11 protein-coding genes and 1 tRNA gene are annotated in these 15,391 nt (G+C 54.1%); 10 read left to right on the top strand and 2 right to left on the bottom strand.

Annotation, left to right across the window (positions count from 1 at the left end; all coding sequences use genetic code 11):
* The first annotated feature begins 62 nt into the window (after nucleotides 1-62).
* The 4 genes from QEH57_RS06900 to QEH57_RS06885 all read left to right on the top strand — a co-directional run bounded on the left by QEH57_RS06900 (nucleotide 63) and on the right by QEH57_RS06885 (nucleotide 5,333).
* Nucleotides 63-2,699: a DDE-type integrase/transposase/recombinase gene (locus QEH57_RS06900; protein ID WP_309005966.1), complete on the top strand. Its 2,637-nt coding sequence runs from the start codon at nucleotides 63-65 to the stop codon at nucleotides 2,697-2,699.
* A gap of 108 nt (nucleotides 2,700-2,807) precedes the next feature.
* Nucleotides 2,808-3,659, top strand: a complete 852-nt coding sequence (locus QEH57_RS06895) for an ATP-binding protein (RefSeq protein WP_309005965.1) — start codon at nucleotides 2,808-2,810, stop codon at nucleotides 3,657-3,659.
* A 608-nt stretch (nucleotides 3,660-4,267) separates the two neighbouring features.
* The gene (locus tag QEH57_RS06890) at nucleotides 4,268-4,936 is read left to right on the top strand and encodes a hypothetical protein (RefSeq protein WP_309005964.1); all 669 of its coding nucleotides are present in this window, start codon (nucleotides 4,268-4,270) and stop codon (nucleotides 4,934-4,936) included.
* Nucleotides 4,937-5,256: 320 nt separating this feature from the next.
* Nucleotides 5,257-5,333: transfer RNA gene (locus QEH57_RS06885), tRNA-Ile, on the top strand.
* Nucleotides 5,334-5,732: 399 nt separating this feature from the next.
* Here QEH57_RS06885 and QEH57_RS06880 read toward each other — a convergent pair.
* Nucleotides 5,733-6,824 carry a hypothetical protein gene (locus tag QEH57_RS06880; RefSeq protein ID WP_309005963.1) on the bottom strand — a complete coding sequence of 364 codons (1,092 nt, stop codon included), beginning with the start codon at nucleotides 6,822-6,824 and terminating at the stop codon, nucleotides 5,733-5,735.
* 433 nt (nucleotides 6,825-7,257) lie between these two features.
* Here QEH57_RS06880 and QEH57_RS06875 point away from each other — a divergent pair, with 433 nt between their 5' ends.
* Nucleotides 7,258-7,542: a hypothetical protein gene (locus tag QEH57_RS06875; protein WP_309005962.1), complete on the top strand. Its 285-nt coding sequence runs from the start codon at nucleotides 7,258-7,260 to the stop codon at nucleotides 7,540-7,542.
* 22 nt (nucleotides 7,543-7,564) lie between these two features.
* Here QEH57_RS06875 and QEH57_RS06870 read toward each other — a convergent pair whose 3' ends face one another.
* Nucleotides 7,565-8,077 carry a hypothetical protein gene (locus tag QEH57_RS06870; RefSeq protein WP_309005961.1) on the bottom strand — a complete coding sequence of 171 codons (513 nt, stop codon included), beginning with the start codon at nucleotides 8,075-8,077 and terminating at the stop codon, nucleotides 7,565-7,567.
* 446 nt (nucleotides 8,078-8,523) lie between these two features.
* Here QEH57_RS06870 and QEH57_RS06865 point away from each other — a divergent pair, with 446 nt between their 5' ends.
* The 5 genes from QEH57_RS06865 (at nucleotide 8,524) to QEH57_RS06845 (ending at nucleotide 15,388) form a co-directional block, all read left to right on the top strand.
* Entirely contained in the window at nucleotides 8,524-9,054 is a 531-nt protein-coding gene (locus QEH57_RS06865; protein WP_309005960.1) for a hypothetical protein, read from the top strand.
* A 32-nt stretch (nucleotides 9,055-9,086) separates the two neighbouring features.
* Nucleotides 9,087-10,433 carry a hypothetical protein gene (locus QEH57_RS06860; RefSeq protein WP_309005959.1) on the top strand — a complete coding sequence of 449 codons (1,347 nt, stop codon included), beginning with the start codon at nucleotides 9,087-9,089 and terminating at the stop codon, nucleotides 10,431-10,433.
* Nucleotides 10,434-10,833: 400 nt separating this feature from the next.
* Nucleotides 10,834-13,395 carry an N-6 DNA methylase gene (locus QEH57_RS06855; RefSeq protein ID WP_309005958.1) on the top strand — a complete coding sequence of 854 codons (2,562 nt, stop codon included), beginning with the start codon at nucleotides 10,834-10,836 and terminating at the stop codon, nucleotides 13,393-13,395.
* Entirely contained in the window at nucleotides 13,386-14,639 is a 1,254-nt protein-coding gene (locus QEH57_RS06850; protein WP_309005957.1) for a restriction endonuclease subunit S, read from the top strand. Before QEH57_RS06855 ends, QEH57_RS06850 begins: the two co-directional genes overlap by 10 nt.
* Nucleotides 14,630-15,388, top strand: coding sequence for a hypothetical protein (locus QEH57_RS06845; RefSeq protein WP_309005956.1), 759 nt, complete (start codon nucleotides 14,630-14,632; stop codon nucleotides 15,386-15,388). The genes QEH57_RS06850 and QEH57_RS06845 overlap by 10 nt, the downstream gene beginning before the upstream one ends.
* Nucleotides 15,389-15,391: the final 3 nt, after the last annotated feature.

Below are 15,391 nucleotides of genomic sequence, written 5' to 3'. Positions count from 1 at the left end.
TTGTCACTTTCGTCCCCTTTCTAACACTTTCTTAACACTTAAACCTAAACCACACCCTCCTCATGAACTTGAACCACATACTAAGCAAAATCAGCCACCTCACTCCCGATCGCCACTACCTCGAAAGAAGGATCGCCGAAGGACCCTCGAGATACCCAACAGATACAGGCTACGGAAATCGCCTCACGAAATTCGCGTCCGACAAAATGGGACGTACGGTTTGGTGCGAATCTGACCATGAGTACGAAACCGCTCTCGCCTTGGAAGTTTGCCCGCACGTCGCAGCATATTGGGAGCAACCACCTCCAGTGCGGGTTAAGCGCATCGACAAGCTAGGGCGCGAGACATCCAGGGACTACATCACCGATTTCCTCGCAGCCCTCAACACCGGAACCCAAGTGGCCATCGAAACGAAACCGGAAGAGGAAATTGAAAAGGAGCTGAAAAAGCAGAACAGCAAGTTCATCAAGGACCATAACGGTTACCGCGATCCAGAAGCTGAAGCCAGTTTCGCCAAGATGGGAATCCAGCATATACTGGTAACGAGGGAGGAGCTAGGTCCGGCTCTTCACGAAAATGCAAGCCGACTTAAAAGCTATACAAAAAGGGAGGCACCCAACAAGGCGTTGGCCACAAAAATAGCCGAACTGGTTGGCTCCCGAGGATTGGTCACCCAGGCAGAAATCATCGAGGAATTAGGAAAGAACGATACCCTCGAATGCACTCGCTGGCTCGTCGCGAACGGCAAGTTTCACAGCGACGTTTTCAGCACCTCGCTTGACGATATAAAGAATTTCCGTCTATACAGCTCATTATGCTCGGAACATACAGTTCCGCGTGCCCAAAGACTTAAAGACCTTCCAAGAGAGCTGAATCTGTCCGAAGGATCGGAAATACGCTGGGGCACAAAAACCTACCGCATCTGCGGCTCGCACAACGGCAAACTGCAAGCCATAGACGAGAACGATAAACCCACCGAACTAAACGCTGCCGCGATCGAAGAGAAGTTTCGCGAGGGCACGATCAATACCTCCAATACACAACAGCCAGACACCCCCTACAACGCCTCTAGTCCAGACAGGCAAAGAATTGCGCTAGAGAAGCTAAAAAAAATATCCAGATACGAAAGAGGCGACAAGAAATGCCTAACGAGACGAACATATTACAGCTACAAAGCGCAGTACAAGTTTGGACTCTCAGCGTACGGCTGCGGAATCTCAGGGCTCATACCTAGAATACGAAACGGCAATACAAAACCTAAAACGGATCGCAAGTCGATCAACCTCCTAAAAAGCTATATATTTAGGGCGTACCTGGGCTTGAGCGACAAGGAGCTTGAGAAGGCCAACATCAGGGATGTCGAAAATTTCGGACTCACCGATTCGGTCTCTCGAGAGAGCAAGAACTTGCATCAAGCATGGGCGGACTATGCGATTGAAGCGGAACGCAGAAAGCTTCCAGCCGTTACCTATTCAAGCTTCACAAGGGCCTTCAAGAGAATTAGCGAACGTCTGGTCACCCTCAAAAAAGAAGGACCAAAGGCTGCCTACCAAAAGGAGCAACACTACTCCGGGAAACACTCCGGGATGGCGGTAGGCAAATACGCCGGGCACGTCGTCGAGATCGACCACACGAAGATTGACCTCGAAGCGATCGGGGAGGAGTCGATAAAACTATCAGGCAGGCTATGGCTGACTGTCGCAATCGACACGTTCAGTCGCATGATACTGGGGTGGTGCTTCCTCATGATCCCGCCTTCCCGAGCGTCCATAATGCTTACGATGAGGAGCATCCTATCGAACGTAGGATACATGCCAACCTGCTTTAGCGTCGATGGCGGAAGCGAATTTAGCTCCGGCATGTTTCAGGGGCTATGCGCTAGATACCGCACGGATATCCACTACAGACCCGTAGGGAAGCCAAGGTGCGGGAACAAAGTCGAACGGTTCTTCAAGACGGCGAACCTCGACTTGTGGCACAACATGAAAGGCAACACGGTACTCATGGTAAACCCACGATCAGTCTCAAGGGAATTCAAAGCGAAGAACCGTGCCGTATGGCGAATATGTGACGTCGAGGACACCTTCGCAAACTACGTTAAAAAGTACAACGAAACGCTCATACACAGCAGCATCTGCACGACACCTCGCGAAAAACACGATGCAAGTTTCTCAAAGCTTTTGAGCGAAGAAAAACGGATAGTATCCGACGCTGACAAATTTCGTTCCGCGACACTCCCGGAAGCCTCGGGTAACGGAGAGCGAACAGTACGCAGAGGGGCCTTGGAGCTGCACAACCTCACATACTGTTCCGCTATCCTCAGCAGACCAGAACTCGACAAGGAAAGCCTACCGGTAAGATACGACCCACTTGATCTCACTTACATCGAATTCGCCTACAAGGGGGAATACCACAGGGCGGAACTTAAAGGGCACAAGAAAAACATCATGTCCGTCGCGGAAATCAGAGAGTTCAGCATCCTAGAAAGCGCAAAAGCAGCGCTGCGACCGCTACTTAAAAAATTACGAGTCACCGACAAGGCGGCATGGCTGCAGGAACTTAAAATCAAGGAGAAGACCCTTCCAAAGCAACCCCAATCGCCCGCCCCAAAGAACAACAAGAAGGAGAACCAGAAACTCGAAATAGCCCTAGACGACACGACAACTGACCCCATCGAGATGGATCTGTTCGAAGACTAAAAAGCTCAATCTAGCATCATGAAGCAAAACGCACCATATCGGCACGGCAATTACGCGCGCGCCAAAAGGATAGCAACATCCCTAATAAACTCTAGACTCACACAGTTTATGATATTTCTGGTCGGAGTGTCTCGAGTCGGAAAGACAACCTTGGCCCGAGAGATTTACGATGACTATAACAACAGAGGACCTAACGCAATATACTTTAACTGCCCGCCTCGACAAACCAATTTTTTCACCTACAAACCCTTTCTCGTAAGCTACCTAAAAGCGCTGGGCGATCCCTTCGCCGAATCTCGAGTACGAGAAAGGACCACCCAAGACCTGTCCCTCAAGCTGATCACAAAAAGAATAAAGGAACAGAACGTTAAGCTTGTTATAATCGACGAAGCGGATCTCTTCATATCCCTGGAAAGTACAAGGCAAACATACGCAAACCTTCAGTTCCTGAAGAATTTGATGAATATTACCCAAGTGCCGCATATGTTCGTCGGCACGGGACATTTGACCAAGATTATAGCGCTGGACGGCCAAGTCATCAACAGGTCACACGTCCTACACTTCAAACCGTACTCCGCGCACAACGAAAAGGAACGTAAAGTCTTCAGCCAGGCCCTCACAGCATTCCTCAAAGAGACTTCGCTCGAGTTGTGCGAGGACCTAAGGAAGGACGCTCAGCACATCTTTGACGCAACGAACGGCTGCATCGGTGCGTTGAAGGAACTCCTGGTAAGATGCGAAGCCGTCGCGTCGGAATTCGAGATAAGCACGGTCACCAAGGAACTAATTAAACAAGTCAACCCTGTGGACCCCTACAATCAACGGCCTCAAGAAATAGACGAAGTCCGAAGCTTCTTCGCTCGCAGCAGGGCACCAGATCAACGCAAAGAGTCCTCGAAAGGAAGCCGAAGGCCAGGGAAGCGCAAAAAGCCTGAGGACGAACTGGGAGCACGCCCATGAAAAGTTCACTGGTTACCGTCGCCCCCCTCGGAATTGGAACAGCGTCAGTCGAGTCGCTTACCTCCTACCTGACACGACTGGCAAGCGCCAACTACGTGCCGCTATCAGATCTGATGACGTACCTTTCACGAAATGCCTCAATCGATCTCGGGAAACGCAATCGCTTCAACAACAGCCTGTTCAGCACATTGAATTCAGGAACCGAAACTGCGGTTAAGCTGATAAAAGCGGTTGAAAGGCTAACGGCTGCCTCTCAATTGGCCCTCCTCACAACCCTTCGATGGAACCACGTGATTGGACCTGGAATCCTCAAGACCCAAAAGTACTTCGCCCCGTGGGAAAGCTCGCAATACGAACGCCTGCTCTTCGAAATCAAACCGGTACACTGGACAGAGGAAGGCGAGTTACTTGAAACGTTTTGCAACCGCTGCAAGAAGCAAGCCAAAGCCAGTACTCTTGCTGGCAAAATAGGATACTGCAGCCACTGCGACGCCAAACTCGAGGAATACTGCGAAAACCCGCCCGAGGAGCTAGATCAATACGAAAGGTCCCACCGTAGCTACAACAATCGCAAGTACTACATCTGGTCTAGCCGATCTATTGGCGAATTGCTCGCCTATACCGGGGCCACTTCCGGCTTTAGCTTCAGCAAGTCGCTCCATGCGCATTTCGAATACTTCAACCTGGACAGCAGCTCTGGGCAAAGCCAGAGCCTCGGGGTCTCGAAATCATGCATTCGCTCGTGGCTTGCGGACAACGCGTTGCCAAAGATCGACGAATTCCTCAACGTCCTCCAGTGCTTCAACGTGAAACCAGTCGAGTTCTTCACCCAGCGACATCTCGGGTTAGGATCAGCAGAACGAACCCAAAACCCACTCAAGCTGGCCATCCGACCTAAAAAGCGGAGAAGCAAAGCTGAGCTCGATCACGAGAGAACCGAAGAGTTCCTCAACAAAGCCCTAGCAAGCAGAGCGTACTCAAGGGTTTCCTTTCGGTCGCTTTGCGAAAACGAACTGAAACAGTCCCACGGGGCCGTCAGAAACAGGTACCCTGAAATGGCGAAAGAGTACTGTTCGAAGCACCTTCTATTCAGGAGCGCGCGAAGCAGAGTCGCAACGGCGGGAATCAAAGCGGAAATCACCGAAGCAGCGGAACTTTGCCACGAGCTTGGCATGCCAGCAAACAAACGAAACATGGTCCATTTCATGAAAAATCCTGGAGTCTTCAGGGCCGAGTGGACAAACGATTTCGTCGCCGACCTGCAGAACAAGGCGTAGGCCCCAAGGAACGCCACCCCAAAAGGAGACCCCTCCCCCGGGGACTCCAAACAAAACCCTTCCGATGCCCCCTCGGCATGTAACCCTGAAGACGGGAATCAGGGTTACGACAATCCAAGGTTAACTCTTGGCTTGCAGTAGCTGGAATTTTAGGCATCCAGCTAATCCACCATTACTGGTTGTTGTTTGCACATAAGTTTGCACTGGCATCGAATTGCGCATGAATTTGCACTCGCAAAATTGCACATAAGTTTGCACTCGCAAAAATTGCACATCAGCCTGCACTAAGTGCAGACTTATGAGTGAAACGACAGTAAGTTGGGCCTGTAGCTCAGTTGGTTAGAGCAGTGGACTCATAATCCATTGGTCCTCGGTTCGAGTCCGAGCGGGCCTACCAATAAGTCGTTAATCATAAACGACTTACGAGAGACACCAAAACCGCATGTAAAGCGTTTTCCGATTCTGTACTAGTTCTGTACTAGATTCGCCTTTCGACGGAAAAGCTGCCTCTTCGAAAGGCTGGCGGCAAGGAGATTTGCACAAGGCACTAGAATCGCACCTTCCAGAAAGATTCCCGCCCAGCTAAGCTCCGCCCTCTCGGCGTCGAATGGACCAGCCCCCCAGGTCCGATAGCCCCCAAACCGCAACGACCGGCTCGAAGCCAACGGAGCTACCCAAGCGACAATTCCCGAGCTTCGGACAGCCGCCGCAAAATGGTGAAGAACCAAAAAAAATCACCAGCCTTGCACGCGATGGCATGGCTGGGGTTTACGTTAGTTCGGCTTCCCGGAAGATCCTAGAATTCCAGAGTCGTGCTGTAGCTCGTGTCTACCTCAGAATAGAACTCAATGGTCGTTTGGACGCTGGCATGCCGCAGGAAGCACTGCGCCGCGAATATGTCGTTATCGATGCGGACTTGGTTCCCACCCGTCCCCCTCAAGTAGTGTATCGGCTTATCGCATACAACACCATGGGAGCGAAGCCATGCCTTCAGGCGATCACTCGTCGGTTCGCAGCGATAGTAGGTAGTGTCTTTGTCCTCCCCGGCCGGGCGCTCGGACTTCAAGACGAAGTCGCCGGCTCGATTTTCAAAGCGCGAACGGAAATGATCCAGAACCTTGTCGCTATAGATTTTCACCTCCCCCTCAGACTGGTAGCTCTTGTATCCGTACAAGACGCTCGCCTTGAGATCGAGAATCTTGCGGTCGAAATTAAAAGCGGACCACAACAACATGTCCGCTTCCTTGAGCCGGAGCCCCAGGGCAGTAGCGAGCAGGAACAGGTCGTAGCAATCGGGATCCTGCTCCCTGAGCTCTTGTTTAGCTTTATCAATCAAGCCTTGCAGAGGGACCAAAGTACGGAAAATTACTTTCTTCGCAGAGAGCTTTTTCATCCCGAGCCCTGGAAAGCTTGTCAGGCCAAACAGTGGCCAAAGCGATGACTTCCGAAAAACAGCCCACCAGGCGGCGATCGAGCCGTTTGCTGTTCGTGGGCTCAGCCGATCCTTCGCGTCGCGACGGCAAAGTTCCACCTGGCGCTCTCGCCAGGCCATCAGATCCCGCTCCTTGATCATCAATAGCCTTACGGCTCCCACCTCTCGCTCAAAAGCTATACGTCGAGGACCTCTCGTCGCGATTGGAACTTCGATACCCTTGATCCACGCGACGACACGCAGAACCCTGTTCCGGTAGTCTCGGTAGGTCTTCGGCGGCAAAGTTCCGAGCGCCTTGAAGGCAGCCAAGTACTGCGCGACGGTAGCCGGCGAAAAATCGACATCCTCGACTTTGAGCGACGGGCCAACTAGAAGCTTTTTTCGCGCCGCTAAGACGGCCAAGTCGGGATCGCTGGTTTTGAGATTGATCCAACGCTGCTTGCCCCCCACGGACATTCGCAGGTAAAGGTTCTTGCTCCGTTTCCCTTTGCCTCCCCTATAGTGGATGCGATGGACGAGTCTGTAGCTCCGACCGTCGACGGTTACTGTCAATTGACCCTGAGGGTCGTTCCTATCTGCATGATCTAATGCCATGCTACCCCTATTTTATTTAAGGAAGCCAAAGCAAAAAAAAGTTTTCGAGAGCGTCTACCCTGGCTTTCGTCGCCTGATTTGGATTCGCCCTGTTAACACTCATAGAAGGAGGATGGGAACATCACGCCTTACACGATCAGCAGCCGCAAGGCTGCTTAAAACCTCACGGCCGACGCTTATCTCAATCGACGTGGCCCGCCCTCACCTCGCTCCACAAACGCACAACAGAACCACGGTCGAGTACACGCTCCGCCAGCTCGCGGAGGTCTCAAGGCTGCTGCAAAAAGAACCGAGCATGGAGGAGGCCAACAAACTGGGCCTTTCGAAACAGCAACTCCTTGGCTTCTACGTCGAGCTGCCCTCAACCAGCGTGCCGGTTCCGAGTACGTCCGATTTGGGTGAGCAAACCAAACTTGCACTCGGCATTGCCGAGCAGCTCAAGCTGCTCGCCGACGGCGTATACCGCGAGCTGCCCCGCAACCTGCAAGCGGCCCTGCAAAACGGTGTTCGAAAATCGAAACCAGAAGTGCTGATGCTCGCTTCAATCCTTGCGGCACTCCAAAGCTCCGACCAATCCTAGACTGCATCAACCGGGGGCGGCATTATCTGTTGCCTGGCCGCAAATACCCCTTAACGGCCTTGCCTTCCATGTCGAATAGGGGCGGTTTTCTGCTGCGCCAGGAGCGCCCCGAAGGTTTGCCTCGCACAAAAACCTCGCTGCCGACAAGCGACGCCAGACCAACGCCTGGCACGACAGCGGCAAAGTTGCGCACCCCCACGAACTCCCCTGACTTGGGCCAAAGCAGACTTAGGCCCAACGGCAGGCATAGCTGCTCTTCGCTACCAAAAACCTCGCCCGCCAAACAGGCCGCAAACTTGAGGATCTCCCCCGGCACTTTCGACGGAAAACGCTCGACCAGCCGCCCGACGAAGTTCTCATCAAGCTGGACCGAGATCAAATCCGGTCCCGTCAGATCAGTAGTGTCGAGTCGACAAACACGGCCCGCCGGAACGCTCTCAAGCAAAGCGCCTAACGTTTGTCGGAGGATCAAGCTCTTACCCACACCGTGCCGCGCCACCATTTCGTCTAAGCCTGCAGATAGGTTTGTGGGCACCTTTGCCGCTAACGTAACTTTGCGCACCCTTAAGGTTACGGCAGGAAAGTTTAAAAATTAAACCGAACCCTCAAATTGGGCAGGTTTAATTATTAAACCTTTGGCGAGGTTTCCAAAGGGATCATGCCGGGGAAGGTTTTTGGTCTCGGGGAAACCTTGTCAGGATCCCCCAGGGTTGAAGATCTGGAAGGTTTTTGACCCAGAGGAAACCTTGTTGGAAGGGATCGTGAACCTCGGCAACCTTTGCTGGCGATAGGCCCCACCTGAGTCAGAATCTCAAATTATTGGCACTCGGGAAGTCAGGAGGCCCCTATCGCGCAGCACTATTATAGGCGAGGTGCCCAAACAAAACAGTCGAAGAAATTTCAAAAAACTTCGTCGGATCACTTTCGCGAGCGATCTAACGGCCCATAACCGCCCTCGAAATGGAAAAAAAATCCACACAAATGAACCTCGAGGGTGCCGACGACGCTGTCGCCTGTTACTACCTCCCAACCACAACTATCTCGCGCTTGCTGAGCGGAGATCTAACCACAACGCGAGACTTCCCCAGCGAACTTATTGAAGAGGTACGCGAACAGGTAATCGCCGCCATGCCAGGACTCATCGAGTCTGCCATCTCCGCCGCACGAAAGGCACTGAATAAAGCAGAGCAGGCTATTGGTAAGGGCGAAACGTTCGAAGAGCCCGTCTCCATCAAGCCTCAAGCAGGATCGACTAGCTTCTTTAGCCCTGCGGAGCTGAAGGGATACCTCAAGCGCTATGAGGCAAGTACCAGCGAGCGCATCATGACCTACCTCGTAGTTGAGATTTTGACCTTCCTAGCCAAAAAGGAAACCCGTCGCAAAGCAGCGAGGGCGTACGCAGACAAGGCCGGTAAGGCCGACCTGCGAAAGCATGCGATGGCCGTGATCGCCGAAGTCGTTAAGACCGGCATCGCCAAGCCCTTCACCGTCGACGGAGAAAACGCACAATGAGCTCGCCAAAGAAACGATCCAGTAACGGCTCAATGAACAGCAAGGGGTCCAAGGAACACCTCGATCCTAAGTCAGATCGCTCTCGAAAGGATCAGGTTCTCTCCCGCACCGAGGCCGAAACCGAGCTCACCTTCGTCGTAACTAAGGCATACGTCGAGATCGACGGCTACCAGTACCGCTCCCTAGGTGTCGGCAAGGCCTGGCGACGCGACGGCACCGCCTACAAAAAAGGCGAGTTCGTGCCCGACATGGAAGCGAAGGCCGCGAAACGTCGGAAGCGCCAAGCGACCGAGTCCCGCGGCAAGGGCAAAGGCCGCCGCACCCGTTGGCATGATGTCCCTCATCCCTTGCGAAAGGAGACCGTCACGTTTTCCGGCGAGCACGACTATGTGCTGAAAGCCCTCGACAAGTACGGCTACGACCTCGGGCCGTTCACCGAAAAACTCGTGCTGTCCTTGCCCAGTCGCTGGGGCGAGTGCGACTGGAGGTCAATGGCCCTAGCCTCCATTCTACACACCGAAGCTGGATCAATACACACTCACCTCGCAACCACAGAAATTGATGACAATGGAAAAAAGATCGGTCCACCTACCCCCGGCAACCAAAAATCCCCTCGCGCAGGCGAGGGACTCATCGGTACACTAAGACTTATTGGGACCGGCCATATCACCGACTCGGTTGTCATCGCCGAAGCCGAGGCCTCGCTCGCCAAGAAGAGCGCTTCGAGCGGACGTCCACCGCCTGACTATGTATTGAGTTGCTACGTCGACCGAAGCACCGAGAAATTTCTGAAGGAGCTCTCAAGGGACAAGGACCTCGCCCGCGTGATTCAGGACGCTCGCGAAAGTTACGCTGCCAAGTACACCTTGCAGAAGTTCGCAGAAGCCCTCGTTCAAAATGTGCTAGACGCCCAAAGCGTTCTGAAACTCCTTGGAGTCTTACACCGCACGGTCATGCCCCTGCACGAAAACGTGAAAAGAGCGCTCACCGAGGCGGAACTGGAAGAGTCTTTCCAGATGAAATTCCAAGTGATGCAGCGGGTGCTCAAGCCAAGCGCGGACAAGGTCAACGAGTACTACAAGGAGCTTGCCAAGAAAATAAAAGCAGCGGGCTTCGGCGAAATAAATAAAGCGCCTCGCCCCACTCCGCCACCGCCGACCGAAGTAGAGGATTCGGGATCAAACGATGACAAATCCAACGATGCCGACAAGTCGCCTCCAGCTGCTGGGTTGGATCCTCAACCTTCGCCACTTCCGCCGTTATCTAAGGCAAAGAAGAAAGCTAAAAAACGGAAGCGTTCCGAGGACAACAATCAGCAGGGCCATTCCGATCCTAAGAAGCCTAAGGACAACGACGACTCCACACCGTTCGGACTCTAGCAAGGCTTGTCACTATTCACAAAACTCAGCGCCGCTCCGTATTACGGAGCGGCGCTTTGCATTTTCCATCTACAATCCCAAGTGCAAACACACCGACAACATCCACCACAGTGTATCCTGATCCCAACCGACGCCCCCTTCCAATATAGTGTAAGTCGATCTGGGGGGATTTGCCTTACTTGCTATCCCCTACCTAAAAAATTACACAATTTTCCGTCCCCCCCGCGGCCGTATCTCGCCCCCCCAGGTACCCGATTCAAAAGCCCAACTTTTCCCGTTGCCCAGCCCTTCGTTAGCTCCGTACTTTCGCTGACGCTGCCACGCGCCGCCCTCGCCGGCGCGAGACTGCTTTTTTCCGCTTCCCTTTCCGCGGCGCTCACCCATCACTTTCCCTCCTTACATGGCCCTTAAGAAATCCGAACTTTACTCCTCCCTTTGGCAGAGCTGCGACGAGCTGCGCGGCGGCATGGACGCCTCCCAGTACAAGGACTACGTGCTGGTGCTGCTCTTCCTGAAATACATCTCCGACAAGTACGCCGGACAGCCGTACGCTCCCATCGTCATCCCGGACGGCTCCAGCTTCGCCGACATGGTCAAGCTCAAGGGCAAGACCGACATCGGCGACCAGATCAACAAGCGCATCATCGCCCCCCTGGCCGCCGCCAACGAGCAGCTTTCCCAAGCGGACTTCCCGGACTTCAACGACGCCAACAAGCTGGGCTCGGGCAAGGAGATCGTCGACCGCCTCACCAACCTCATCTCCATCTTTCAGAAGAAGGAGCTCGATTTCTCCAAGAACCGGGCCGAAGGCGACGACATCCTGGGCGACGCCTACGAGTACCTCATGCGGCACTTCGCTACCGAGAGCGGCAAGTCCAAGGGCCAGTTCTACACCCCCGCCGAAGTCAGCCGTGTCATGGCCGCCATCCTCGGTATCCACGAAGCCCAGACGACCAACGCCACCACGGTCTATGACCCGACTTGCGGCTCGGGCTCCTTGCTGCTCAAGGTCGCGGGCGAGGCGGATTCCGACATAACCATCTACGGACAGGAAAAGGATTCCACCACCGCCCAGCTGGCCCGCATGAACATGATCCTGCACGACCGGCCAACCGCCACCGTGCGTCCGGGCAATACCCTCGCCAATCCCAAGTTCCTCCAGGGCGACGCCCTGCAGACCTTCGACTTCGTGGTCGCCAATCCTCCCTTCAGCGACAAGCGCTGGACCAGCGGCCTCCATCCCGACGAGATCGGCGTGCCGGCCGACAGCGACAGCGTCGACCAAGCCTCGCGCAACTTCCATCGCTTCGACGGCTTCGGCGTCCCGCCCGCCAAGCAGGGCGACTACGCCTACCTCCTGCACATCGTGCGCTCCATGAAGTCCACCGCCAAGGGCGCTTGCATCCTCCCGCACGGCGTGCTCTTCCGCGGCAATGCCGAAGCCGCGATTCGCAAGGAGCTGGTCAAGCGTGGCATCCTCGCCGGCATCATCGGACTCCCGGCCAACCTCTTCTACGGCACCGGCATTCCCGCCTGCATCATCGTGCTCGACAAGGAGCAGGCCCAGGAGCGCCGTCCCATCTTCATGATCGACGCCTCCTCCGGCTTCATGAAGGACGGCAACAAAAACCGCCTCCGCAGCATGGATATCCACAAGATCGTGGACGTATTCAAGAAACGGATCGCGCTGCCGGGCTACGCCCGCGAGGTCCCTTTCGAGGAGATCGAGAAAAACGACTTCAACCTCAACCTCCCGCGCTACATCGACAGCCAAGCCAAGGAGGACATCCAGGACATCGAGGCCCACCTCCGCGGCGGCATCCCCCAACGCGACATCGACGCCCTCGACCGCTACTGGCAAGTCTGCCCCAGCCTGAAAAGCTCACTTTTCAAAGGTAGGGCTGTCTCGCCGAGACAGCCGCAACGCGCCTACTCCGACCTCACCGTCGCTCCCGACCAAATCAAACCCACCATCCAATCCCACAAGGAATTCGCATCCTTCATCGCCTCCCTCGAAAAACACTTCGACGCCTGGCGAACGAAAGCTTCCGCTCAGCTCAAGCAGCTCGATCCCGGCTTTCATCCCAAGGCGCTCATCCACGAGCTCTCGGAAGACCTGCTCGAGCACTACGCCGAGTCGCCACTCATCGATCGCTACGACGTGTACCAGCACCTCATGGACTTCTGGGAAGAGACCATGCAAGACGATTGCTACCTCATCACGCAAGACGGCTGGATTGCCAAGCCCGAGCGTATCCTCGAGGAAATTACAAAAGGCAAAAAGAAGGGCCAAACCGTAGACAAAGGCTGGACCTGCGAGCTGGTGCCCAAGCCCCTCATCGTCGCCCGCTATTTCGCCGCCGAGCAAGCCGAGCTCGACGCCCTCCAGTCCCAGCTCGAAGCCGCCACCGCCCGCCTCGCCGAACTCGAAGAAGAGCACAGCGGCGACGACGGAGCCTTCTCGGAAATGGACAAGGTCAACAAAGCCGCTGTCACCGCCCGACTCAAAGAGTTAGGCATAAAAGGTAGGGCGGCATCGCCGAGGCCGCCGCAACAACCCGATCTACTAGCAGCCGCCGAGTCCCCCGCCACCTACGGCTCCGACACCCCCACCGACGAAGCCAACGCCTTACTCGCCTATCTCGAATCCTCCGAAGAAGAAACCGCCCTCAAAAAGCAAATCAAGCAAGCCGAGTCCGAACTTGATGCTCTCGCCCTCGCCCACTACCCCAAGCTCACCCCCGACGACATCAAAACGCTCGTCGTCGACGACAAGTGGCTCGCCGCGCTCGCGACCGCCATCCACGGCGAAACCGACCGTATCAGCCAAAGCCTCACCCAACGCGTCAAAGACCTCGCCGAACGCTACGCCCAACCGTTGCCCGAACTCACCACCCGCGTCACCAACCTAGAGTCCAAAGTCAGCCAGCACCTAGAAAGGATGGGCTTCGCATGGCAGTGAAAAATGGATACAAGCAAACGGAGGTTGGAGAGATTCCGGAAGATTGGTCTTTCAAGCCTTTGGTGGAATTGGTGAAGAGCGACTCTCCGATCTGCTACGGCGTTGTTCAAGTTGGCAGAAATGTAGACGGAGGTGTACCGATCGTAGCCATCAAGTATGTGAAAGAGATCGGTTGCGCGAATCTTCATAAAACTGAGCCTTTTCTCGAAAAGCCCTACCAAAGAAGCCGAGTTAGCGCAGGAGATGTTCTGATATCGATCAAAGGTACGATTGGTCGAGTCGGTGTGGTTCCTGAAGGTTTCAATGGCAACATCAGCCGTGAGCTAGCACGATTGCGCATCGATTCGACGAACTCTCCGCAATACGTAGCTCAACAGCTCGAGAGTGCATCAACTCAGTCGCGGATTGCTAGTGCAACCGTTGGAACAACAAGGTTGGAGTTTTCGATAGCGACCGTTAAGAGCTTCGCGATTCCGCTCCCGCCCACCAAAGCCGAACAAGAAGCCATCGCCGAGGCCTTAAGCGATGCGGATGCCCTCATTGAATCCCTGGAGCACCTCATCGCCAAAAAACGCCAAATCAAACAAGGCGCCATGCAGCAACTCCTCACCGGCCAAAAACGTCTCCCCGGCTTCACCGGGGAGTGGAAAGAGGTACAGCTTCGCAAATGTCTGCTTGCGAATCCTGACTATGGAATCAACGCAGCAGGCGTTCCTTTGGAGCGAGACATTCCGGTGTATCTAAGAATTACGGACATCGACGACGATGGAAGATTCATCGAGAACGGTAGAGTCGGCGTGTCTCACCCTCTAGCCCTCGATTATGTATTGGGTTCAGATGAGATCGTCTTTGCGAGAACGGGAGCTAGCGTTGGAAAGACATACCTCTACAAACCTGAAGACGGTGTCGTGGTCTTTGCTGGATTCCTAATTCGAGCTAAGGTGGATCCTAAGAAGCTTTCGTCTAAGTTTCTGCTCTTTTTCACCCAAACTGAACAGTACTGGGATTGGGTTCGGGTAAATTCGATGAGGAGCGGTCAACCCGGAATCAACGGAAATGAATATGCGTCGATGGAGCTTCTTGTTCCTCCGACAGTAGATGAGCAAACCGCCATCGCCGAAACGCTCAGCGACATGGACGAGGAAATCGCCGCCCTCGAAGCCAAGCTCTCCAAAGCCCGCCAACTCAAGCAAGGCATGATGCAAGAACTCCTAACCGGCAAAACCCGACTGGTATGGGGCTAGGCGAGTGGTTCAGCTCCTTTTGCGATAACCTCCGAGTTAAGGACGGAGGTACTATCGCGAATCGATACAAAGCAATCACTCGGCGACTGAATGCTGATTTCTGGAACACGACCTCGGAGACGTCTCACAGCTTGTATGTGGGTTCGTATGGACGAAACACAGCAATCACTGGGTTTAGCGATTTGGATATGGTCTTCGAGTTACCAGCCGAACTCTACTTTCAGTACGACGCTTACACAGGAAATGGACAGTCTGCTCTCCTGCAATCAGTCCGAAACTCGATGCAGAAGACATACTCTTCCTCTAGTATTGATGGCGATGGGCAAGTCGTCGTCGTAAGCTTCACTGACGGCATAACGTTCGAAGTATTGCCTGTTTTCTACAACAAATCCGACAGCTACACTTTTCCTGATAGCAACCGAGGTGGAACTTGGAAGACCACAAACCCTAGGCCAGAGATCAAGGCCATTCGGGATCGCAACTCAGTCTGCAATGGAAATCTTATATGGCTTTGCCGAATGGCAAGAGCTTGGAAAAGAGAGTGGGATATTCCCATGGGAGGTCTCCTCATCGATACGCTGGCTTACCAGTTTATCGAAAATTGGGAGTATCGAGACAAATCGTATTTGTACTATGACTACATGTCGCGTGACTTTTTTCGCTATCTAGCGAATCAGGATAAGGAGAAGTCCTATTGGAAGGCACCAGGCAGTGGTCAATATGTGTACAAAAAAGGCAACTTTCAGTAAAAA

The sequence above is a fragment of the Pelagicoccus sp. SDUM812005 genome, from assembly GCF_031127875.1.
In the GTDB taxonomy this organism is placed as follows: domain Bacteria; phylum Verrucomicrobiota; class Verrucomicrobiia; order Opitutales; family Opitutaceae; genus Pelagicoccus.
The sequence above is the reverse complement of the archived record's forward strand: the minus strand, read 5'-3'. Positions and strand labels throughout refer to the sequence as shown.